Origin of the sequence: Streptomyces yangpuensis (genome assembly GCF_001005295.1) — a bacterium.
GTDB classification, from domain to species: domain Bacteria; phylum Actinomycetota; class Actinomycetes; order Streptomycetales; family Streptomycetaceae; genus Streptomyces; species Streptomyces yangpuensis.
Genome location: NZ_LBMK01000007.1, coordinates 305074 through 327545, shown reverse-complemented (window position 1 = coordinate 327545; position 22472 = coordinate 305074). Strand labels below are relative to the sequence as shown.

General features: G+C 72.8%; 19 protein-coding genes and 1 pseudogene. 9 read left to right on the top strand and 11 right to left on the bottom strand.

Annotated elements, in window-relative coordinates:
• Positions 1-161: 161 nt before the first annotated feature.
• Positions 162-515: a hypothetical protein gene (locus AAT21_RS29200; protein WP_046779933.1), complete on the top strand. Its 354-nt coding sequence runs from the start codon at positions 162-164 to the stop codon at positions 513-515.
• A 78-nt stretch (positions 516-593) separates the two neighbouring features.
• On the opposite strand, the gene AAT21_RS29195 is transcribed toward AAT21_RS29200, so the two are convergent.
• The 4 genes from AAT21_RS29195 to AAT21_RS29180 all read right to left on the bottom strand — a co-directional run bounded on the left by AAT21_RS29195 (position 594) and on the right by AAT21_RS29180 (position 6007).
• Positions 594-1268 (bottom strand): GOLPH3/VPS74 family protein, encoded by a 675-nt coding sequence (locus AAT21_RS29195; protein WP_052758031.1) that lies wholly within the window; start codon positions 1266-1268, stop codon positions 594-596.
• A 113-nt stretch (positions 1269-1381) separates the two neighbouring features.
• The gene (locus AAT21_RS29190; RefSeq protein WP_046779932.1) at positions 1382-3478 is read right to left on the bottom strand and encodes an MDR family MFS transporter; all 2097 of its coding nucleotides are present in this window, start codon (positions 3476-3478) and stop codon (positions 1382-1384) included.
• 36 nt (positions 3479-3514) lie between these two features.
• Positions 3515-4879, bottom strand: coding sequence for a 6-phospho-beta-glucosidase (locus tag AAT21_RS29185; RefSeq protein ID WP_046779931.1), 1365 nt, complete (start codon positions 4877-4879; stop codon positions 3515-3517).
• 156 nt (positions 4880-5035) lie between these two features.
• The gene (locus tag AAT21_RS29180) at positions 5036-6007 is read right to left on the bottom strand and encodes a helix-turn-helix domain-containing protein (RefSeq protein WP_235439258.1); all 972 of its coding nucleotides are present in this window, start codon (positions 6005-6007) and stop codon (positions 5036-5038) included.
• 234 nt (positions 6008-6241) lie between these two features.
• On the opposite strand from AAT21_RS29180, the gene AAT21_RS29175 reads away from it, so the two are divergent.
• The 3 genes from AAT21_RS29175 (at position 6242) to AAT21_RS29165 (ending at position 8698) form a co-directional block, all read left to right on the top strand.
• The gene (locus tag AAT21_RS29175) at positions 6242-6910 is read left to right on the top strand and encodes a helix-turn-helix domain-containing protein (protein ID WP_046779930.1); all 669 of its coding nucleotides are present in this window, start codon (positions 6242-6244) and stop codon (positions 6908-6910) included.
• 64 nt (positions 6911-6974) lie between these two features.
• The gene (locus AAT21_RS29170; RefSeq protein ID WP_030962910.1) at positions 6975-7532 is read left to right on the top strand and encodes a hypothetical protein; all 558 of its coding nucleotides are present in this window, start codon (positions 6975-6977) and stop codon (positions 7530-7532) included.
• On the top strand, positions 7529-8698 hold the full coding sequence (locus AAT21_RS29165; RefSeq protein ID WP_046779929.1) for an MAB_1171c family putative transporter: 1170 nt from the start codon (positions 7529-7531) through the stop codon (positions 8696-8698). Before AAT21_RS29170 ends, AAT21_RS29165 begins: the two co-directional genes overlap by 4 nt.
• Before the next feature lie 29 nt (positions 8699-8727).
• On the opposite strand, the gene AAT21_RS29160 is transcribed toward AAT21_RS29165, so the two are convergent.
• Positions 8728-9504, bottom strand: a complete 777-nt coding sequence (locus AAT21_RS29160; RefSeq protein WP_046779928.1) for a bestrophin-like domain — start codon at positions 9502-9504, stop codon at positions 8728-8730.
• Positions 9505-9579: 75 nt separating this feature from the next.
• Entirely contained in the window at positions 9580-10173 is a 594-nt protein-coding gene (locus AAT21_RS29155; RefSeq protein WP_046779927.1) for a hypothetical protein, read from the bottom strand.
• Positions 10174-10318: 145 nt separating this feature from the next.
• Between AAT21_RS29155 and AAT21_RS29150 the strand changes: the two genes are divergently transcribed.
• A complete protein-coding gene (locus AAT21_RS29150; RefSeq protein ID WP_046779926.1) occupies positions 10319-12157 on the top strand; it encodes a serine/threonine-protein kinase in 1839 nt (612 codons plus the stop codon).
• Positions 12158-12261: 104 nt separating this feature from the next.
• Here the strand turns inward: AAT21_RS29150 and metG are convergent, their stop codons facing one another.
• Positions 12262-13977: a methionine--tRNA ligase gene (gene metG / locus AAT21_RS29145; protein ID WP_046779925.1), complete on the bottom strand. Its 1716-nt coding sequence runs from the start codon at positions 13975-13977 to the stop codon at positions 12262-12264.
• A gap of 424 nt (positions 13978-14401) precedes the next feature.
• Here metG and AAT21_RS29140 point away from each other — a divergent pair, with 424 nt between their 5' ends.
• The 3 genes and pseudogenes from AAT21_RS29140 (at position 14402) to AAT21_RS29120 (ending at position 18543) form a co-directional block, all read left to right on the top strand.
• Positions 14402-15031, top strand: a complete 630-nt coding sequence (locus tag AAT21_RS29140) for a sigma-70 family RNA polymerase sigma factor (protein WP_235439257.1) — start codon at positions 14402-14404, stop codon at positions 15029-15031.
• A 797-nt stretch (positions 15032-15828) separates the two neighbouring features.
• Positions 15829-16548, top strand: a pseudogene (locus AAT21_RS35010) (IclR family transcriptional regulator domain-containing protein); the annotation flags it as partial.
• Between the two features lie 810 nt (positions 16549-17358).
• On the top strand, positions 17359-18543 hold the full coding sequence (locus AAT21_RS29120; RefSeq protein WP_046779923.1) for a low temperature requirement protein A: 1185 nt from the start codon (positions 17359-17361) through the stop codon (positions 18541-18543).
• Here the strand turns inward: AAT21_RS29120 and AAT21_RS29115 are convergent.
• Entirely contained in the window at positions 18530-19471 is a 942-nt protein-coding gene (locus tag AAT21_RS29115) for a beta-ketoacyl-ACP synthase III (protein ID WP_046779922.1), read from the bottom strand. The two genes, AAT21_RS29120 and AAT21_RS29115, sit on opposite strands and share 14 nt — an antisense overlap.
• A 206-nt stretch (positions 19472-19677) precedes the next feature.
• On the opposite strand from AAT21_RS29115, the gene fdhD reads away from it, so the two are divergent.
• Complete coding sequence (fdhD, locus tag AAT21_RS29110) at positions 19678-20505, top strand: formate dehydrogenase accessory sulfurtransferase FdhD (RefSeq protein ID WP_046779921.1); 828 nt, start codon at positions 19678-19680, stop codon at positions 20503-20505.
• Here the strand turns inward: fdhD and AAT21_RS29105 are convergent.
• From AAT21_RS29105 to AAT21_RS29095, 3 genes are read right to left on the bottom strand one after another with little or no spacing between them, the layout of a single operon-like run.
• Entirely contained in the window at positions 20495-20965 is a 471-nt protein-coding gene (locus AAT21_RS29105) for a hypothetical protein (protein WP_046779920.1), read from the bottom strand. The genes fdhD and AAT21_RS29105 overlap by 11 nt on opposite strands.
• 1 nt (position 20966) lies before the next feature.
• Positions 20967-21398 carry a hypothetical protein gene (locus tag AAT21_RS29100; RefSeq protein WP_107081421.1) on the bottom strand — a complete coding sequence of 144 codons (432 nt, stop codon included), beginning with the start codon at positions 21396-21398 and terminating at the stop codon, positions 20967-20969.
• Positions 21399-21432: 34 nt separating this feature from the next.
• Positions 21433-22449: a bile acid:sodium symporter family protein gene (locus AAT21_RS29095; protein ID WP_046779919.1), complete on the bottom strand. Its 1017-nt coding sequence runs from the start codon at positions 22447-22449 to the stop codon at positions 21433-21435.
• Between the last annotated feature and the right edge of the window lie 23 nt (positions 22450-22472).

Below are 22472 nucleotides of genomic sequence, written 5' to 3'. Positions count from 1 at the left end.
GGGCCGCGGCTCGTACCGGACGTACGTGCGCGGTCTGACAACGCGGCGAGGTGCCGTGCCGGGCGTCGCGACCCGGTGAACCTTTCCGGCCACAGCACTAGAGTCGGGGCCTCCCGGCCTGCCGCATCGGCGGTCCGCCACGCGACGAGAGAGCGATCCCGATGACCGGCCTGCGACTGACGACGACCCTGTGGCGCCCCACCGGCCCGGAGGAGCTCGCCCTGGTCCGCGAGCTGGGGTGGCGTGCCTGGCCGCCCCGGCTGCCGGAGCAGCCGATCTTCTACCCGGTCCTCAACGAGGACTACGCGGTACGGATCGCCCGGGACTGGAACGTCAAGCACAGTGGCGTCGGCTTCGTCACCCGCTTCGAGGTGGAGTCGGAGTTCCTGAGCCGCTACCCGGTACAGCAGGCGGGCGGGCGGACCATCCTCGAGCTGTGGGTCCCGGCTCAGGAGCTGGCCGAGTTCAACTCCCACATCGTCGGCCGCATCCAGGTGACCCACGAGTTCCGCTGACCTCCTCGGCCGCGCCGGGCGCAGTCCTGGCCGCCGGGGCACCCGCCGCCCCGGCGGCCGACGCCCCGGCGACATGACTCAGCTGACGGCGACGACCGTGGCCGCCGTCATCATCACCATCGCGGCCTGCATGTCGCGGATGGCCGCGCGGACGCCTTCGGCCGCCCACTGGCCTTCGGCTATCTCCGCCATCCGGCGCTTCACCGCGCCTGGGCTGTGCTGCGGGAAGGCCAGGCGGTGCAGCTTCGCCGCGTGGAGCACGGCGATGAGGCCCGCCGTGCGCTCATCGGGCTGCACGCCTCCGAGGACGACCGCGGCCAGTCGCTCACGCAGGGCGCGCTCGACCGTGCCGTCCACCTCGGGGTAGCGCCGCTGGGGGAACACCCCCAGCACCTTGTGCACCTGCTGCGCCACCAGCTTGCGCTCGCCGAGGCGTTCCAGCACGGGACCGGCCACCTTCATGTAGTCCTTCGTCAGCCAGTCCCTCATCCGGCGCCGCCGGCCCCGCAGCCAGGGCTCGATGAGCCGGAGCCGGCCGTCCAGCAGCGGATCCCCGGTGGGCTCGGTGCTCCTGAGCTCCATGTGCTTGCCCGAGACGGACACCCGCTCCGCCAGCACCAGTTCGATCAGGATCGCCCCCGACAGAGCCGGTGCCACCGACTGACGCTGCCGTTGCGTCCCGGACTCGTCGTCCAGGGACAGCAGCATGATCTCCTCGGCCAGCGTGATGGTCAGTCCCGCATTGGTGGCCATGTTGGTCGCCCCCCATGTTCGTATGCTTTCGAACAGAGGGACGTCCGGCGGCCACCGGTAGTTCCGCCCCGGCGGCCTCAACTCCCGGGCCCGGCCTGATCGGCACGACACCCCTAATGCCGCACGACCACCCTCGGTGCGAAGTTCCCGTCGCCCAGGTCCTCGGCCAGCAGCCGCTTCGCGATCGCGTCCGCCGCGACCCGCAGTTCGGCGCTGCGCGGCCGGCCCCGGTCCTTCTCCAGCTGGTCGCCGAGCCACTGGGCCCACGCGGCCGAGATGACGTCGGCCTCCCGCTGCCCGGCCGGCGTGAGGCTGAAGAAGGATCCCTCCCGGCTGAGGAAGCCCTCCTCCACCATCCGGTCGAACACCGGGAGCAGCACCTCCGGCGGGAGCGAACGCCGGCCTGCGACCAGGCCGATGCTGGAGTAGCCGATCGTCCTCGTCATCAGCTCCACCTGCATCACCGTCCACGCGCCCGCGATGTCCAGCCGGGTGTCGGAGGATTCGACGATCGCGCGTGCCGTGTCCGCCCCCATGTTCCGTACGAGTTTGCCGACCGCCAGCTCCAGCAGCTTGGCGGAGTCCCCCGAGGCCGTGGCCGGCGAGCCGAAGCCGTCGCCCATGTCCGTGGAGCCGGCGCGGGCGGTGTCGCGCAGCTTGACCTGCTTGAGGAAGAGCGCCACGACGAAGCCGAACACCGCCACCGGCACGGTCCAGAGGAACACCGTCTGCAGGGCTTCCGCGTACGCCTCGACGACCGGGGTCGCGGCGGCCGGATCGAGCCGGTGCACGCCCTGCGGGGTCGAAACGGCCTCGGCCAGTGCCGCCGGGTCCTCCCCGGTGGCGCGTGCCGCTTCCGCGACCGCCTCCTCCAGCGACGGCCCCAGGTGGTTCGCGTAGATCGTGCCGAAGACGGCGGTCCCGAAGGCGCTGCCGAGCGTACGGAAGAAGGTGACCCCGGAGGTGGCCGTGCCGAGGTCGGCGTAGTCGACGGTGTTCTGCACGGCGATCGTCAGCACCTGCATGGACAGGCCGATGCCGACGCCGAGCACGAACATGTACAGCGATTCCAGCAGCGTGCTGGTTCCCGGCTGCATCTGCGCCAGCAGGTACAGGCCGACGCCCATGACCGCGTTGCCGACGATCGGGAAGATCCGGTACTGGCCGGTCCTGCTGACGACGTTGCCGCTGAAGACGGAGGCGAGCAGCAGGCCGAAGACCATGGGCAGGGTGCGGACGCCCGAGATCGTGGCCGAGTCGCCGTCGACGTACTGGAGGTAGGTCGGCAGGAACGTCAGCGCGCCGAGCATGGCGAAGCCGACGACGAAGCTCAGCACGGAGCACACGGCGAAGACCGGGTTCCGGAAGAGCCGCATAGGGATCATCGGTTCCGCGGCGCGCGTCTCGGCCAGGCAGAACAGGGCGAGGGCGACCGCACCGCCCGCGAACAGGCCGATGATCACGGGCGAGGTCCACGCGTACTCGTTGCCGCCCCAGCTCGTGGCCAGGATCAGGGCGCTGGAGCCGATCGCCACCAGGGTGATGCCGAGGTAGTCGATCACCGGCTTGCCCGAGGCGCGTACCGACGGGATCGTCTTCGCCGCGGCGACGACCACCAGGATGGCGATCGGGACGTTGACGTAGAAGCACCACCGCCAGGTCAGCTGGTCGGTGAAGAAGCCGCCGAGCAGTGGTCCGATCACGGTGGCGACGCCGAAGACGGCGCCGATCATGCCCTGGTACTTGCCGCGTTCGCGCAGCGGCACGACGTCGGCGATCAGTGCCATCGCGGTGACCATCAGGCCGCCGGCGCCGACGCCCTGGACCCCGCGCCACACGATCAGCAGTGTCATGTTGCCGGCCAGGCCGCAGAAGAAGGAACCGCTGATGAAGACGACGGCGGAGATCTGGAAGATCAGTTTCCGGCCGAAGAGGTCACCGAACTTGCCGACCAGGACCGTCGCCACGGTCTCGGCGAGCAGGTAGGAGGTCACCACCCAGGACATGTGGTCCCCGCCGCCCAGGTCCCCGACGATCGTCGGGAGGGCGGTCCCGACGATCGTCTGGTCGAGGGCCGCCAGGAGCACGCCCAGCATGATCGTGCCGAAGACGACGTTGCGCCGCCGCCGGTCGAGCACGGGGGGCGCGGCGGCCGCGGCGGGGGCAGTGGTCACATCTCGCACTCTCACAGCCCGGTCGTGGCCCCGCATGCGGCGCTGGGCCGTCGGGGGGACCCGCGGGGCGGCTCAGCGCAGGTACGCCAGGCCCGGATGGGCCGCGGTGTAGCCGTCCAGCAGCCGCCGGGCCACGGTCACGGAGTCGACCAGCGGGTGGAGCGCGAAGGCCTTCACGGCGTCGGCCCGGGAACCGCTCGCGGCCGCCGCCAGGACCTCGCGCTCCACCGCCTTGACGGCCGTCACCAGCCCGACCGCGTGCAGCGGAAGCTGCTCGACGCCCATCGGGTGGGCGCCGTTCGCGTCCACCAGGCAGGGCACCTCGATGACGGCCCCGGCGTCCAGGACGGAGAGCGTCGAGCCGTTGCGGACGTTGAGGATCAGCGTGGCCCGCTCGTCCCGGGCGATGGCCCGCATCAGAGCGAGGGCGACCTTCTCGTAGCCCCCGGACTCCAGATCGCTCTCGTCGCGCTCGCCCGCCCCGGCCGCCTCGCGGTTCTCGGCCATGTACGTGGCCTCGCGCTCGGCCCGCGTCCTCTCCCAGGCGGCCAGGGCCGCGCCGGCCGGCAGCCCGGCCCGGCCGGCCTCGGCGTAGAAGCCGCGCTGCTGGTCGCGCAGGAAGGCCCCGCGGGTCTGTCCGGCCTGTCCGGCCGCCTGGTACGCCCGTACGGTGTCACGGTTGAAGTAGTAGTAGTGCAGGTATTCGTTGGGGATCGCGCCGAGCGAGCGCAGCCACTCGGCGCCGAAGAGCCTGCCCTCCTCGAAGGACTCCAGCGCCTCGGCATCGGCCAGCAGCCGCGGCAGTTCGTCGCGGCCGCCGATGCGCAGCCCGCGTACCCAGCCCAGGTGGTTGAGACCCACGTAGTCGATCCACGCCTCCTCCGGCCGGGCCCCCAGCAGCCGGGCGATGCGCCGTCCGAGGCCCACGGGCGAGTCGCAGATGCCGATCACCCGGTCGCCGAGTTCCTCGGCCATCGCCTCGGTGACCAGGCCGGCCGGGTTGGTGAAGTTGATGACCCAGGCCCCGGGGGCCGTACGGGCGATCCTGCGGGCGATCTCCCGGGCGACGGGAACGGTCCGCAGTCCGTACGCGACCCCGCCCGCGCCGACCGTCTCCTGGCCCAGTACCCCCTCGGCCAGGGCGACGCGCTCGTCCGCGGCGCGCCCTTCGAGGCCGCCGACGCGGATGGCGGAGAAGACGAAGTCGGCCCCGCGCAGGGCCTCGTCGAGGTCCCGGGTGGCCGTGACGGGCGGAGCGTCGGACACTGCGGCGGCCGCGGCCCGGTCCGCGAGGACGCGGCTCATGGCGGCGAGCCGCGCGGGGTCCTCGTCGTAGAGCGTCACATGGGAGACCCGCCCCTCGGCGTGGTCGCCGAGGAGGGCGCCGTAGACGAGCGGTACCCGGAAGCCGCCTCCGCCGAGGATCGTCAGCCGCACGCCCCTACCGCCCTTCGCCCGCGCAGATACCGGTACGGATGACGGACACGGATGCCGATGTCGCCGGTGCCACGATCGAGGACACGATCGGTGGCACGGGACGTCCGGCAGCCGTCCGTCCCGACCAGTCTGCCCCGGCCGGTCCGCTCCGGTCGGTCACTCCCCCAGCGACGGCACGGCGCGCAGCCGGGCGCCCTGCTGCTGGGGAATGGCCGAGAGGCCCCGGGGCGGCCCCGTCGGCACGCCCTGCGGCCCGGACAGGATCAGGGTGATCCGGGTGAGTCCCATCTCGTCGAGCATGCGGCTGGTCTCGGCCACCATCCGGCAGCGCACCAAGCCCCACCGCGGGTCGGGGTGGCGCACGGTGCGCACCGCTCCGTCCGGTTCGGCGGCCTCGGGCCCGCGCCGGCTCAGCCAGTGGGGGACGCCGTAGCGGTAGGCGGCCTCCATGAACGGGTCACGGGCCACCTCCTGGCGGATGCTGCACAGCCCCTCGTCCTCCGGGGCCTCGGCCAGCGCGGCCGCGAACCGGGCGAGCAGGGGTACGCACCAGCCCGGTTCGTGGTCCTCCAGCACGGCCGCCGCGTCCGGGTGGAACAGCACGAAGCGCAGGAAGTTGTCGTCCGGCAGGGCCGTCGGGTGCGGCCGTACGGTCTGGAAGAGCTGGTCGAAGGCCGAATTGGTGAGGGCGACGTCCCACCGGTGGTCCACGAGGAAGCTCGGGTAGGGCACGGCCTCCATGAGGGCCGCGTAGTCGCACAGGTAGTCGCGCTGCGCCGGGTCCTCGGGGAGCCGGTTCTCGTCGGAGGCGCGCCACGTGGGCGGCGGATCGCGGTCGACCATGACGCGGAAGAGCCAGAAGCACTGCCGCTCGCTCATCTCCAGGGCTTCGGCCAGGGCGAGGAGTTTGCGGTCCGTCCATTCCTTGACGAGCCCGCGCTCCCAGTTGCCGTACGCGCGCACGCTGATGCGCAGCCGGGCGGCGAGGTCCTCCTGACTCAGCCCCAGCTCCTCGCGGCGCTGGCGCAAAATCTCCTTGCGTCGCTCCGAGCGGACGGCGCCACGCGCGGACTCCTCGCCCGCCAGGCGTTCCTCACCGGCTCGGGCGAGGCCATCGGACGGGCCCACCGCTGCAAGATGTGGCACTGAGAGCTCCCCCTCCTCCGGTCTGGATCTTCATTTCCGTGTGGCGATCCTGCTACCGACTTCATTCGAGTGTCAACTATTGTGGCAATTCCAGCCTCTTGACAGCTCATTCCCGCCACAGCTGTGGCACGTTCTAGCCCTTCCGGGCGAGAACGGCTAGATTCCAGAAGCCGACCATGTGCCGTACCGACTTCGCGCGATCTAGGAGAACCACTGGTGACAGACGGCTTCCCGGCTCCCGTCGCGGTGGCCGACGCACCCCTGGCAGCGACCATCACCCGCGTCGCCGAACTCGCGGGCAAGATGGGCCGCGAGCTGAACCAGGTCTTCGACCTGCGACGCCTCTCGGAGGCCTCGGGCGTGCCCACGGATGTGGTCAAGACCCTGCTCGACGGCAGGCCGGCCGGCGAACCCGACCTCCAGGCCCGCTTCCTGCAGCGGCTCGACCTGCTCCGGCGCACCCGCGTCAAGCCGAACGGACGCCGCTACACGCAGCAGGAGATCGCGGACGGCGCCGGCATGTCGAGGCAGCAGGCGGGGGCCCTCATCAACGGCGACCGCCGCCCCACCATGGAGCATTGCGACGCGATCCAGCGCTTCTTCGGGGTGCACGCGGGCTTCCTCACGGCCCACGACGCCGACGCCCTGACCGACGCGCTCCAGCGGACCGAGCAGCAGCTGCTCCAGGACTACGCGGGGCGCGCGCGGGAAACCGTACCGGCCGCGGCCGCATCGGCGGGCGATCCGCTGGCAAGACTCCTGCAGAACCACGGTGTACGGGGCATCGCCTGGCGCGCCGCCCAACTGCCCAGCGACAAGCACCGGGACAAGGTGACCGAATGGCTGGACATGCTCCTCGAAAGCGTCAAACCGAATGAATCCTGACCCAGTCGAAAGTCTGGGTCTGATCCTTGAGTCCTGATCCGGATCCGCGCCGACGGGGAGAACGGTGAGCATAGGCAGAGAGCAGCGGCGGTTGTGCGGGGAGCTGGTGGCCGGCATCCGGCTGACCGCACCCGTGGAGCCCGTGGACCTCTACGCTGCCCTCTGTGAGGGCATGAGCAGACACCGCGGCCGCCGGGTCGACTTCCGGATGGCTTCGTTCCCGCCCCGGACGGCCAGCGGTCTGTGGCTCGACATGGCGGACCGCGATCTCGTGGTCATCGAGGAACGCACCGCACCCGACCACCAACTGGTCATCCTGGGGCACGAGCTGTGGCACATGAAGGCCGGCCACTGCAGCCACCACGTCGACGGCGCCGCCGTCGCCGCGCGGCTGCTGTCCGACGAGGCCGACATCGGTGAGACGGTCCGCCGCGTCGCCGCGCGCACGCGCGCCGACGTCCAGGAGGAGACCGAGGCCGAGACCTTCGGCTTACTGCTGAGCAGCCGCTGCCGGAACTGGCTGGCCGGGTCGGCGAGCCATCGGCCTCCGGTCCAGCGCGACGACCTGGCCGGCCGGATCGAGGCCTCGCTGGGCTACCGGGGACTGAGGAACGACCGTTGACCGGTGAGGACTACTACATACCGGCAGCAGCGATGGCGATCTCCCTCGCCTTCAAGCTGCCGGCCCTGCGGCACAACTGGCGCGACCCGCTCCTGCGCTCGGTCGTCGCGCTGCTGACCCTGGCGGGGGCGGTGTTCGCCTTCGCCGCCCCGCCGACCATCGCGGCGGTCAACCGCTGGACCGGGATCGCCAACTTCTCGGCCCCGCTGGTGTACTGCCTGATCACCGCCTTCAGCGCCTCCTGCCTGGTCCTGATGGTCAACTGGCGGGGCGGCCCGCCGGAGCAGACCCGGCGCGTGTCGCGGCGCTGGATCCTCGGCTACAGCATCGTGATCGTGGCCCTGATCGTGCTCTTCGCCCTCGGCGAGACCCCCGAGGAACGCCTGCGGGACTTCGACACCTTCTACGCCAACACGCCCTACGTCGGCCAGATGATCGCCCTCTACCTGCTGGCGCACCACGTGGCGGCGGTGGTGATGGTGGTCCTGTGCTGGCGCTGGTCGCTGCAGGTGCGCGGCTGGCTGCGGGTCGGCCTGATGATCATCGTGGCCGGCTACATCTTCAACCTCGGGTACGACGCCACGAAGATGTCCGCCGTCGTCGCCCGCTGGCTCGGCCACGACCTCGACGGCCTGAGCACCTACGTGGCTCCCCCGCTGGCCTCGCTGGGCGCGCTGATCAGCGCGATGGGCTTCGTGGTCCCGCTCGTCTGCCAGCGGCTGTCGGACCACTGGCAGACCTGGGCGACGTACCGCCGGCTCGGCGCGCTGTGGCAGGAGGTGCAGATCTCCGCCCCCGTCGGCACGCCCTCCGTACAGATGGCGTGGTGGACGGCGGCGGAACTGCGCGTGATCCAGCGGGAGTCCGACATCCACGACGGGTTCCTGCACCTCGGCCCCTACTTCGACAAGGGCCTGCGCGACGACGCCTACGACTGCGCCGTCGCCGACGGGGCCGACGAGGAGACCGCCCGCGCGGTCGCCGACGCGGCCATGGTCGCGGCCGCCGTACGGGCCCGCTCCGCGGACCCCGAAGGCAGGATCAACGGCGAGGACGAGGAGACCCTGCCGGCCGCCTCCGACGGCCCCCGCGACCTCCTGCGCATCTCCGACGCCCTGCGCCGCTCACCGGTGGTGCAGGCGGTCCGCCGACAGGTGGCCGTCTAGGTTCACACCGACGGTGGCGGTGTCGCCGGTCAGCGGGCGGCGGTCACCGCCGTTTTCGGGAAGAGGTCCTGGAACGGGCCGGCCGAGTCAATGCCGTCCCGGCCGTACGGCGCGTCGAAGCTCCACACCATGAACAGCAGGAAGACGATCAGCGCGCTGAAGAGCCCCGCGAGGAGCAGCTCCCGGCCCGAGCGCCGGATCTGCAGCGTGAAGATCAGCCCGACGGTGACCACCCCGCCGACCAGCAGCCCGAACCACACCACGCCCGGCAGCGTCGACTCGGAGTTCTGGGTCCGCGAGTGGCGGGCCTCGTCGGCGGCCGCGATGTGGTCCAGGAGCGGCTGGTAGGCCTGGGCCTGGAGCTCGGTGGCCGGGCTCTGGTGGGTGACGGACGTACGGAGCCTGCCGAGCAGTTCGCCGCCCTCGGCCGACGCGCTCTCGCCGGAGGTCAGCAGCGGCCAGTCCACGGCGACGGTGTGGGAGACGTACGCGTCCACCTCGCCGCGGATCCGGTCGCGGACCGCGGCCGGGTAGACGTCGGAGCGCTGGGTGACCTCGTACAGGGCCTGGGCCTCCCGGCGCACGCTGTCCTCGGCGGCGCCGCGCGCCTCCCATACGCCCGCGATGGCCAGGCCCAGCACGATCGCGTAGACCACGCCCACCATCATCGTCATGTACTCGATGACGTCGGGGGTTTCGCTGGTGTCCTCGTCGGCGGCGGCCCGGCGGTGCCGGATCGCCGTGATGGCGAGGACGAGGGCGCAGACGAGCACCATGGCAATGGCCAGGACCAGCCATTCGGACACGTGGATTCTCCCGGTGTGGATCGGTGGGCGGACGGAGGTACGGCGGACGGGCGGCGGCGGACGGAGGTGCGGCGGTCAGCCGCGGCTCCTGGAGCGGGGCCGCAGGGCGGCTGCGGCGAGTACGGCCGGGGTGGTGACGACGACCATCAGCATCACGGTGGACATCCCGCCCGGGCCGCGCCGCTCGACGGCGACCGCACGGTACGGACGCACGTGGAAGGCGCTCACGGGCGCGGCGGCGGCCACGGCCCGGGGCGGGGCGGGCGCCTCGGCCGGCACCGGCCCGGCAGCCGCCCCGGGACCCGGCGCGGGCGGCGGCGGCTCGGCGGGCACAGCCGATGCCGCCGCCTCCGCCCCGGCGGAAGTCTCCGCCGGACCGGCCGCGCCCGACGGCTCCGACGGCCCGGGCAGCACCACCGCGGGCCGTCCGGGCCGGGGGGCCCACCCGGGGTGGCGCACCGTCAGCCCGGCGTCGGCGCCGGGTACGGCCACCCGCACCGAGGGCCGGCCGGAGGGCGGTACGCCGGGCCGCTTCGGCTGGCCTGCGGGCACGCACAGGTCGACGCGCGCGCCGCGGCCGGGGCCGTCGCCCGCAACGGCCACGTGGCCGTGCAGCGGACAGAGCGCCGCCACCAGACCCGCCCCGGCGAAGTACTGCCAAGCGGTCACCGCGCGTCCTCCGATTCCGCAGCAGACATGAGGGCTACGTCTGAAGAAACGATCAAGGCCCGGCTTCGACACGCGGCGGACCGGTGGAGATCCACCGCCGCGCCCGAGGCGCACGAGCCCTCCGGCGATGCGGCATGATGTCGCCATGCTGACCGAGGGGGAGAACGCCCGACTGATCGCCGGGCGTTATCGACTGGACGCCAGGCTCGGGCGCGGCGGCATGGGTGTCGTGTGGCGCGCCACGGACCAGTTGCTCGGCCGCAGCGTCGCCGTCAAGGAGATGGCGCTCGACCCGGCGCTGTCCCCGGACGAGGCCCGGCTCCAGCGGGAACGCACCCTGCGCGAGGCCCGCGCCGCCGCGCAGGTCAAGCACCCCCACATCATCGTGGTGCACGACGTCGTCGCGGACGGCGAACGGCCGTGCATCGTCATGGAACTGGTCGAGGGCGGCTCCCTCGCCGACCGGCTCGCCCGGACCGGGCCGGTGGACATCGCCGAGGCCGCCGCCATCGGCATCGCGCTGCTCGGCGCCCTGCGGACCGCGCACGCGGCCGGGGTGCTGCACCGCGACATCAAACCGGCCAACGTCCTGCTGGAGGCACCGGGCGGCCGGGCCGTCCTCACGGACTTCGGGATCGCGCAGGTCTCGGGGGCAACGACCCTGACCGCGACCGGGGCGTTCGTCGGGTCTCCCGAGTACACCGCGCCCGAACGGATGTCGGCGCAGTCGCCGGCCGGGCCCGAGTCCGACCTGTGGTCGCTGGGGGCCCTGCTGTGCGCGGCCGTCAGCGGGGTGTCCCCCTTCCGGCGGGACTCGCTCGGCGGAGTGCTGCACGCGGTGGTCTATGACGAGATCCGGCCTCCCGCCGCGTGCGGGCCGCTGCTGCCGGTGGTGCGGGGGCTGCTGGAACGCGACCCCGCCGCGCGGCTCGGCGCGGACGAGGCGGAGGAGATGCTGCGGGCCCTGGCCACGTCGGCGGGCGGCCACGCGCCGACGCGGCGCAGCGTCCCCGAGGTGCCCGACGCCCGGACGACACCGTCCCGGACGGCGCCGTCCCCTACGACACCATCCCGTACGACACCGTTCCGGACGCCGCCGCAGACCCGGACCGAACCGACCGGGGCGCCCCCGGCCAGGACGGAACCGTCCGGAACAGGACTGTCCAGAACAGAACCGTCCGGAACAGAACCCGCCCCGACCGAACCGGCCCCGACGGCGCGACCCGTGGCGCAGACGGCACCCGTGACCGCGCAGCCGGCCGGCGCCGGCGCCTCCGCACGGCGACGGCCGGGTGCCGCACTGATCGCCGGCCTGCTCGTGGCCGCGGTCGTGGGCGCGGGTGCGTCGGCTGCGGCGCTGCTGATGAACCAGGACGACCCGGCCGACCGCGCCGACCGGCCCGCGGCCACGAGCAGCCCCACGGGCGGCGCACCGGCCGCACCGTCGGCCGCTCCACCGGGCGCGCAGGTCTCCGCGCCCGCACCGGTGCCGTCGGCGCCGGGCGAGCGGACCGGTCCGTCGTCCGACGGCAAGGCCGCCCCCGCCGGCTTCCGCGTCGTCCAGGATCCGGCGGGTTTCGCCCTCGCCGTCCCCCACGGCTTCACCCGCAGGGCCGACGGCCCGCGGATCTTCTACATGTCGCCGGACGAGACCTTCCGTATCGGCATCAAGGTGTCCGCAGCCGAGCCGGGAGGGCCGCTCGCCGTGCACCAGCGCTCCCACGCCAAGGGGCCGGCGAACAACCCCGGTTACCGTGACGCCGAGGTCTCGTCAAGCACGCACAACGGCCGCGACGCCGCCCTGTGGCTGTTCACCTGGAACGGCTTCTCCGCGGCCGAAGGCCCCCGGCACACCCGTGACCTCTGCTGGGAGGAGGACGGCCGGCTCTACGACGTCTGGGTCTCCGCCCCGGTCGGCCGCACCGCCGAGTCCCGCGAACACTTCGACACCGCCGTCCGTACCTTCACCCGCGCCGCGGGCTGAGCGGCTGAGCCCGGCCGCCGCCGTACGTCCGGGCACGCCGGAAGGGGCGCGACCCCGCGGTCGCGCCCCTTCCGGTCGGTGGAACGGCGGTCCGCCGCCACGTGTCAGCTCGCCTCGGTGCCGCCGAAGCGCTCGCGGTAGGACTCCAGGTCCTCCTCGGTGACCCGGGCGAAGAGCACCGGCGGCACGGTGAACGGGGTCCCGGCCGGGACCGCGTCCAGGGCCTTGGCCTGCTCCGGGGTCACCCACACGGCGGTGTCGTCGGCGAGCGCGAACGCGGAGCGCATGGCGCGCGCCGAGGCCGGGATGAAGGGCTCGGAGACCACCGAGTAGAGGTGGATGAGGTTCATCGCGGTGCGCAGGGTGAGCGCCGCGGCCTCCAGGTCGGTCTTGACCTCCAGCCAGGGGGCCTTCTCGTCCAGGTAGGCGTTGCCCGCGGACCACAGGGCGCGCAGCGCGGCCGCCGCCTTGCGGTACTGCAGGGTGTCCATGTGGCCCTCGTACTCGGCCAGGAGTTCGGCGATCTGCTCACCGAGCTTCGCCTCGGCCTCGCCCGCGGGGCTGCCGGCCGGGACCTCGTCACCGAACTTCTTGCGGGAGAAGGTCAGGACGCGGTTGACGAAGTTGCCGAGGGTGCCGCCGAGGTCCTTGTTGACGGTGGCCGCGAAGTGCTCCCACGTGAAGGACGAGTCGTCGGACTCGGGGGCGTTGGCGATGAGGAAGTAGCGCCAGAAGTCGGCCGGGAGGATCTCCAGCGCCTGGTCGGTGAAGACGCCGCGCTTCTGCGAGGTGGAGAACTTGCCGCCGTAGTAGGTCAGCCAGTTGAAGGCCTTGACGTAGTCGACCTTCTTCCACGGCTCGCGGGTGCCCAGCTCGGTGGCGGGGAACATGACCGTGTGGAACGGGACGTTGTCCTTGGCCATGAACTGGGTGTAGCGGACGTCCTCGGCCTCGTACCACCACGCCTTGTAGTCGCGGTTCGCCGGGTCGGCGTCCGCCCACTCCTTGGTCGAGGCGATGTACTCGATCGGGGCGTCGAACCACACGTAGAAGACCTTGCCCTCGGCCGCCAGATCGGGCCAGGTGTCGGCCGGGACGGGGACGCCCCAGTCGAGGTCACGGGTGATGGCGCGGTCGTGCAGGCCCTCGGTCAGCCACTTGCGGGCGATCGAGGAGGCCAGCTGCGGCCACTCCTCCTCGTGCTCGGCGACCCAGGCCTCCACCTCGTGCTGCAGCTTGGACTGCAGGAGGAAGAGGTGCTTGGTCTCGCGGACCTCCAGATCGGTGGATCCGGAGATGGCCGAGCGCGGCTCGATCAGGTCCGTGGGGTCCAGGACGCGGGTGCAGTTCTCGCACTGGTCGCCGCGGGCCTTGTCGTAGCCGCAGTGCGGGCAGGTGCCCTCGACGTAGCGGTCCGGGAGGAAGCGGCCGTCGGCGGGCGAGTAGACCTGCCGGATCGCCCGCTCCTCGATGAAGCCGTTCTCCTGGAGGCGGCGTGCGAAGTGCTGGGTGATCTCGGCGTTCTGCGGCGAGGAGCTGCGGCCGAAGTAGTCGAAGGACAGCTCGAAGCCGTCGTAGACCGCCTTCTGGGCGTCGTGGGCCTGCGCGCAGAACTCGGCGACCGAGATACCGGCCTCCTTGGCGGCGAGCTCGGCGGGCGTGCCGTGCTCGTCGGTGGCGCAGATGTACAGGACGTCGTGGCCGCGCTGGCGGAGGTACCGGGAGTACACATCCGCCGGAAGCATCGACCCGACCATGTTGCCCAGGTGCTTGATCCCGTTGATGTACGGAAGCGCGCTGGTGATCAGGTGTCGAGCCATCCTCGGATGCTCCATTTCCTATGTGCGGTGCAACGTGACGTCACGGATTGTGAGTGCGGTCATCGTATCGAACCGCCGAAAGGCCACGCGCCGCATTTGTTCTCGGGTGGACGTAAAGCAAAAGCGAGGACAGTGACCTCTGCGTCACGGCCCTCGCGATCGGGCCCATGGTACAGCGGGGCGGCCCAGCGCCCGACCGGAGGCCCGGCCGGTGAGACGACAGCAGAGCGGGCCGGTGATACAGCCGGCGACACGCGGCACCGGCAGGCGGCATATGCATACGTGCTGGCTGGCGCCTCGCCCGATCGGGAACGATCACGGTTCGATCATCCGCGACGCATTGCTTCCCAGGTTTCTTCTCTGCGCCCCCGTAGTGCGCCCACGCTGCTTTCCTGTTCTGCGCACCAGGGGATGAGGTGGAGCCGTGAGCGATGTCGGACCGGAGGAGTCCGGTGGGGCCGTGGGACTGCCGAGCCGGCGTAGGCGGCCGACGCCGATGAGCCAGTGGGACCCGACGGCACGGCTGTCGTACTGGGCCTTCCATGCCAACCGGCGCCCCGCGTACATGCGCTTCGCGTATCTGCAGCTGGGCTCGGACGCGGCGGCCGAGGCGGCGGTCGACGCCACCTTCGACTCGATCATGGGCGACTGGCTGCGGATGCTCCACATGGACCGTCTGGACGCCTACGCGTGGACCGTCCTCAAGCACTGCCTGGTCGACCGGCAGCACCGGCTCCACCCGTGGCAGCAGGAGCCCGAGCCGACGGACATCAGCGCCTTCGAGGCGGCCCTCAAGGAGGCGCACGCCGACCAGTACGAGGTGCTGACCGACACCATCCGCTTCTACTCCGCCGTCTCCCGGCTCGCCGAGCGCCAGCGCGACGCCGTGCTCCTGCGGTACGGACTGCAGTGCACCCCGGGTGAGGCGGCCTCCGTGATGGGCGTCGACGAGGCCACGGTCCGCTCCCAGCTCGGCCAGGCCCACCGGCGCCTCGCCCGGCTGCTCGACACCTCCGCCGATCCGGCGGAACCGGCCGAACCAGCCGGGTCATGAGGCGCCGCGACCGGCTGGAGCGGCCGGACGGCGACCCGGCTCCCCGCTCCCTGGCCGAGTTCCTCGCCCGGGCCGGCGTCCGCGACCGCTACCGCCACTACGACCTCGGCGCGGCCGAGGCCCGGCTGCTGCGCGCCACACCGCACCCGGCCGTCCCGCACCGGGCCCGGCGCCGGGCGGCCCACGGCTGGAGCGACCCGGTCCGGGACCGGCCGCTCGACGCCGAACGGGCCCGGCGCGACCTCAAGGCGATCTGCCTGGCCTCCGTGTGCGCGCCGGACGCCGCCACGCACCTCGACGCCTTCACCCACCTGCGCACCGACCTGAGCGGCGCCGTCGTCTTCGGCTGCCTGCTGCACCTCGCCGGGATGCGCGAAGGCGCCCGGTTCTGGTGGCAGTTCGCCGCCGCGTCCGGCAGCGCACGGGCCGCCGCGGCCGCCTACTGCCTCTTCCTCGACCACTCTCGGCGCGGCGAGCACCACGACGCCCGGCACTGGGCGCGCGAGCTGGGCCACCGCGGCTTCCGGCCGAGCGGCCGGCGCGACCTGCGCGAGATCCGGCTGTGCACGCAGGCCGCCGTCCTGCGCTACGTCGAGCAGTGGGACGATCCCGACCTCGGGCCCGTGCCCTTGCCGAGGGCCGGGCTGTCGGGGGCGCTGGGCGCGTTCCTGCCGCCGCCGCCCGCCACGGTCGTGGCGCCGGTGGCGGCGGTCCGGCCGGCCGCCGGGCCGCTGCGCCACCCCGCGCTGACGGCCGCGGCCCGCGGAACCGTCGTACAGGGCGGTACCGGCGAGGCGCTGGCGGAGGCACGCCGCGCCCTGGCCGTCGTACGCGTGCTGGAGCGGCACCCGCTGGGGGTCCGGGCCGCCCAGCTCGCCCGGGAGTCGGGCCTCGCGGAGGCGGAGCTGCCGCCGCTCCTGGCGATGCTGTGCGAGGAGGAGTACGCGTACCGGCCGGGGGCGGGGGTGTACGGGCGCGGCCCGGCCCTGGACCGGCTCGCCGCCCCCGGCGGGCAGGGCCTGGCCGGGCAGCTCCAGCGCACCCTCGCCCTGGCCCGGGACAGTGCGGGCGCCGCGGTGTACCTCAGCCGGTACGCCGGGGGAGAGGTGCACATCACGCAGATGGCGGCCGGGCCGGCGACCCCACCGGTACGGGAGTGGGTCGACTTCCGGGACGCCGCGCACGCCAGCGCGGTCGGCAAGTGCCTGCTGACCCAGCTCGACCACGACCGCCGGGCCGACCACGTGGCCCGGCACCGGCCCGCCCGGCTCACCCCGCAGACCATCACCGACAGCCGGGCCCTGTTCACGGCGCTGGACGCGGTGGCCCCGGGCTCCCCCGTCTTCGACCTGCTCGAATACGCCCCCGGGGTGGTCTGTTCGGCCGTTCCCATCGCCACGGGCGGCGCCGCGGGGAGCCTCGCGCTGTCCCTGCCGGCGACCCATGCGCACCGGCTGCGCTCGGCCACAGGGACGCTGCGCCGCAAGGCCGTTCCGGTCCTCCTCGCGCTGCTCCTGACCGGTGCGATCCCCCCGGACCCGCCGGAGCCGGCGGCCGCCGCCGCCGAGCCCGGCTCGGCACCCGCCGGGCCGCCCGAGCCGCGGCCGGTGCGGGCCCCGGTCACCCCGGAGACCCTGCGCCACCTGCGGCGGCTCTTCCGCACCCCGCTCGCCGAGGCCGCTGCGGCGCCCCGGGGCCCGCACCTGGTCAGCGACACCACGTCCGGGGCGGCCTACCTCTTCGACGCCGCCCCGGACGGCGCCACTCCCCGCCTCTCCCTCCCCCACACCTTCACCGCGGTCACCCCGGGCAGCCTGACCCGCCCCACCGGCCTGGTGGTCCTGGGCACGTAAGAACGTCAGAAGTGGAGCCGGGCCGACACGAAGAAGAGCCCCACAGGATGTGTGGGGCTCTTGCTGGTGTCCGAGGGGGGACTTGAACCCCCACGCCCGATAAAGGGCACTAGCACCTCAAGCTAGCGCGTCTGCCATTCCGCCACCCNCGAGGGGGGACTTGAACCCCCACGCCCGATAAAGGGCACTAGCACCTCAAGCTAGCGCGTCTGCCATTCCGCCACCCGGACCGGTGGTCGGCCCCGGTTTCCCGCGGCGACATGGACAACAATAGCAAAGGATCGGCGCGGCTCCGACCACTTATCCGGGCGGCCGTGGTCCGCCACGCCGGGCTGACCTGCGGGCATGTCCGATCCGAGGGTGACGGGACGGCGCGTCTCGCCGCGGGCCGGGCTACGGATGTGGGGATCCGGGTGGACAGCGGTGGGCCAGGGGCGGTCGGATGGCCGGGCACACATCCGGGGGGAGCCGCGCATGGAAACCGAGCACCGCGTCAGCACGCTGGAGCTGTTCTTCGACCTCGTCTTCGTCTTCACCATCACGCAGTTGACGGTGCTGCTGGCGGACGACCTGACCCCGAGGGGCGCCGGGCAGGTCCTGCTCATCTTCACCGTGCTGTTCTGGATGTACGGGGGCTACGCGCACCTGACCAACCAGGTGCCGCCCGACCGCACCGTCCGCCGCGTGCTCCTGATGCTCGCCATGGGCGCCTTCATGGTGTGCGCGCTGGCCGTGCCCACCGCCTTCGGCGCGGGCGGTGTCGCCTTCGGCCTGGGCTACCTGCTGGTCGTCCTGGTGCACGGCGCGCTGTTCACGCAGGCGCACGGCCGCGGCGTGCTGTGGTTCGCGCTGCCCAACGTGCTGTGCGCACTGGCGGTGACGGCCGCCGGGTTCTTCGACGGGCTGCCGGCCTGGGGGCTGTGGCTGCTGGCGCTGCTGCTCCAGTTCGTGACGCCGATGGTCGTGCAGCGGGTCGCGGCCAGCGGGGCCGCGGCGGAGCCGGAGGTGCCCGAGCAGACGGTCGGCGACCAGCTCGGCGGGATGAACGCCGCGCACCTCGTGGAGCGGCACGGCCTGCTGCTGATCATCGTCTTCGGCGAGTCCGTGATCGCGATCGGCATCGGGGTGGGGTCGCTGCCGCTGTCCGCCGGTATCGCGGGCGGCACGTTCCTGGCGCTCACGATCGCGTCGGCGATGTGGTGGATGTACTTCGTGCGCGACGAGGGCCGGGCGGAGGAGGTCTTCGCGCAGCTGCCGCCGGACCGGCGCTTCAAGCTGGCGATGGCGGCGTACTACTACGCCTTCCTGCCGGTGCTGCTGGGCATCGCCGTCTTCGCGGCCGGCGTGAAGAAGACGATCGGGCACCTCGGCGAGCACCTGCACACCGGTCCGGCGGTCGCGCTGGCCGGCGGGGTGGCCCTGTACCTGGCCGGGAACCTGGTCTTCCGTGCGGCGCTGGGCATCGGCCCGGCCCGCTACCGCGCCACAGCCCTGGTCCTCGCGCTCGCCACGGTGCCCGTGGGGACGCGGTGGACGGGAGCCGGCCAGCTGGTGGCCCTGGCGGTCGTCATGGTCGGCGCGGTGATCGCCGAGGGTGCCCGCTCCCCCGCCGCGCGGGCGGCGCGGGGAGCGGTCGCGGAAGGCGTCACGGGCAGCTGATGACCTGGCCCGCGTAGGAGAGGTTGCCACCGAAGCCGAAGAGCAGGACCGGGGCGCCGGAGGGGATCTCACCGCGCTGGACCAGCTTCGACAGGGCCATCGGGATGCTCGCCGCCGAGGTGTTGCCGGAGTCCACGACGTCGCGGGCGACGACGGCGTTGACCGCGCCGATCCGGGCGGCGAGCGGCTCGATGATGCGCAGGTTCGCCTGGTGGAGGACGACCGCGGCCAGGTCCTCGGGCACGATGCCGGCCTTCTCGCACACCTTGCGGGCGAGCGGCGGGAGCTGGCTGGTGGTCCAGCGGTAGACGGACTGCCCCTCCTGGGCGAAGACCGGCGGCGAGCCCTCGATCCGGACCGCGTTGCCCATCTCCGGGACCGAACCCCACAGCACCGGACCGATACCGGGCTCGTCGCAGGCCTCGACGACGGCCGCGCCCGCGCCGTCACCGGTGAGGACGCAGGTGGTGCGGTCGGCCCAGTCGGTGATCTCGGTCATCTTGTCGGCGCCGATGACCAGCGCGCGGGTGGCGGAACCGGCCCGGATGGCGTGGTCGGCGGTGGCCAGGGCGTGGGTGAAGCCCGAGCAGACGACGTTGATGTCCATGACAGCGGGGCTGCCGCCCATGCCCAGCTTGGCGGCGACGCGCGCGGCCATGTTGGGCGACCGGTCGATCGCGGTGGAGGTGGCGACCAGGACGAGGTCGATGTCGTCCGGGGTCAGGCCGGCGCCGGCCAGCGCCTTTCCGGCCGCGTGGAAGGCCAGCTCGTCGACGGGCTCGTCCGGGCCGGCCATGTGGCGGGTGCGGATGCCGACGCGGGAGCGGATCCACTCGTCGGTGGTGTCGACCATGGCCGCGAGGTCCTCGTTGGTGAGCACTTTCGCGGGCTGGTAGTGCCCTAGCGCCACCACTCGTGAACCGGTCATGGGCGGGGTCCCCCCTCGTAGGCAAGTCAGGATCACCCAGCTTCGCCTGCTACCGATGGGTACATATGCACGTGACCCAACAGGATTCCGGCCCCGGATTTTGGAGCTTCCCGAGGAGCTCCCTGCCCGGGACCAGGTCGGATGCGGAACCGGGAGAATGAGTACGTCGGGCATCGGCGAGAAACAGAAGGGGTGGGCTGATCACCATGGGACGGGTCACCGAGCGCCGTCGCGTCGTCCGGATCCGGAACGGCGGGGCGGGTGTCCGCCCGGACACCCTGGTGGCCGAGGAGCCGCTGGAGATACGTCTGAACGGCAGGCCGCTGGCCATCACCATGCGGACACCGGGCGACGACTTCGCCCTGGCGGTGGGCTTCCTGGTGAGCGAGGGGGTGCTCGCTGAAGCGTCGGACCTGCAGGCGGTCACGTACTGCGAGGGGGCGACGGCGGACGGCTCCAACACCTACAACGTGGTGAACGTCCAGCTGGCCGCCGGGGTCCCGGTGCCGGACATCACGCTGGAGCGCAACGTCTACACCACCTCGTCCTGCGGCCTGTGCGGGAAGGCCAGCCTCGACGCGGTCCGGACGGCGACCCGCTTCCCGGGGACCGCCACCGATCCGGTACGGGTGCCCGCGGAGGTCCTGACCGGGCTCCCGGACCGGCTGCGAGCGGCCCAGAAGGTCTTCGACCGTACGGGCGGCCTGCACGCGGCGGGGCTGTTCACGGCCGAGGGCGAACTGCTCGACCTGCGGGAGGACGTGGGCCGGCACAACGCCGTGGACAAGATCGTCGGCCGGGCCCTGCAGGCGGGACGGCTCCCGCTGACGGGCACGGTGCTGCTGGTGTCGGGCCGGGCTTCCTTCGAGCTCGCTCAGAAGGCCGTGATGGCGGGGATTCCGGTGCTGGCGGCGGTCTCCGCGCCGTCCTCGCTGGCGGTGGACCTGGCGGTGGAGTCGGGCATGACCCTGGTCGGGTTCCTGCGGGGCCCGGACATGAACATCTACGCGGGTGAGGAGCGGATCACCCTGTAGGGGCGCGCCGGAACCGCTCCGCGGCGCTGCCGTCGCGACTGAGGAAGGTGGCCCACACCTCGCCGCCGGCTGCCCCCTCCCTGCCGGTGCCGTGGAGCAGGAACCAGTCGTTGCACTCCTGCACCGCGGGCATCCCGTCGGGGCTGAACTCGACCCGGATGCCCGGGTCCTCGTCCGGGAGGTGTCCGAGGGTCCATCGGCCATCGCCGGTGAACACTCCAAGCTTCTCTCCCCGTGCGCACTTCCAGCCCGAAGCGTCCGAGAGGCGGGCCCGGCCGTCGGGCGTCACCTCAAGCCGGGCTCCGCGGTCGCCTTGCCAGGTGCCGATGACGTCCGCCTCCGTCAGCGCCGGGGAGGACCTGCCGCCCAACAGGCCGAAGGCGAGGGCCGACAGCAACAGCACACCGAACAGCACGCCGAGCACTATGGTCACCGTCCGGGCGAGGTTGTGGTCGCGCACGTCAGCGCCCCCGGCGGGAGCGGCGGCCGGCGTCGGCCGGGGGCTTCGGGGCCGGGGGGTCGATGCGGTGAAGGTCCAGGGTGGCCGGGAGCGGGGTGGCGCCCGGGCCGCCGGATTCGGCCCAGGCGATGATCTCGTCGGTGGCGGTGTCGTCGAGGGCCCAGCCGAACCAGACCGCGCGGGCGCCGCGGCGGCGGGCCTCGGTGGTGGGCTGGACCACGATGACGTTGGCCTGGGCGCAGGGGCCGAGGCAGTCGCTCGTACGGACGGCCAGGCGGCCCGCGGAGGCGGCCGCGGCCTCGCGCAGCCGGGCGAGCTGGCCGGCGTGGTCGGAGCCGGGGTTCTTGCGGGGGTCGCCGCAGCAGCAGCCGCGGCAGACCACCAGGGTGCAGGGGCGTTGGGCGTGGGCACCGAGCGGGCGTATCCAGGTCACCACAGCACGTTACCGGGCCCGGGGATCTTGGCGATCAGGCCGCACGGGAGACCTCCGCCACACGGTCGGCGGGGAGTTCGGGCCGCGGGTCCTGGGCGCGGCGCCGGGCGAGGACCGCGCAGACCATCAGCTGCATCTGGTGGAAGAGCATCAGCGGGAGCACGGCGAGGGCGGCCTGGGCCCCGAAGAGCACGCTGGCCATGGGGAGTCCGGCGGCCAGACTCTTCTTGGACCCGGCGAACTGGATGGCGATGCGGTCCTCGCGGCCGAAGCCGAGGCGTGCCGCGCCGTACCAGGTGACGAGGAGCATGACGGTGAGGAGTACGGCTTCCAGGAGCATCAGGGCGCCGAGGCGCAGGGGGCTCACCTGCTGCCAGATGCCGGCGGCCATGCCCGCGCTGAAGGCCGTGTAGACGACGAGGAGGATCGAGCCGCGGTCGACGTACCCGAGGGTCTTCTTGTGGCGGGTGAGGAAGCCGCCGGTCCAGCGGCGCAGGGCCTGGCCCAGGAGGAAGGGCAGCAGGAGCTGGAGGGTGATCTTGAGGATGGCGTCGGCGGAGAAGCCGCCCGTGCGGCCGCCGAGCAGGACCGCCGCGAGCAGGGGGGTGAGCACGATGCCGGCCAGGCTGGAGAAGGAACCGGCGCAGATCGCGGCGGGGACGTTGCCGCGGGCGATCGAGGTGAAGGCGATCGAGGACTGGACGGTCGAGGGGACCAGGCAGAGGAAGAGCAGGCCGCTCTGGAGCGGGGGCGGCAGGAGGCCGGGGGCGAGGGCGCGCAGGGCCAGGCCGAGGACCGGGAAGAGCAGGAAGGTGCAGGTGAGCACGGTGAGGTGGAGCCGCCAGTGGCGGAGCCCGTCGAGCGCCTCGCGGGTGGAGAGCCGGGCGCCGTAGAGGAAGAAGAGCAGGGCCACGGCGGCGGTGGAGGCGGCGCCGGCGACGGTGGCGGCCGCGCCGCGGGCGGGGAGCAGGGCGGCGAGGCCGACGGTGCCGAGCAGGGCGAGGACGTACGGGTCCAGGGGGAGCCGGGCGGGGAGGTGCGGGCGGCGCATGCGCAGGCTCACTTGCTGTCGGG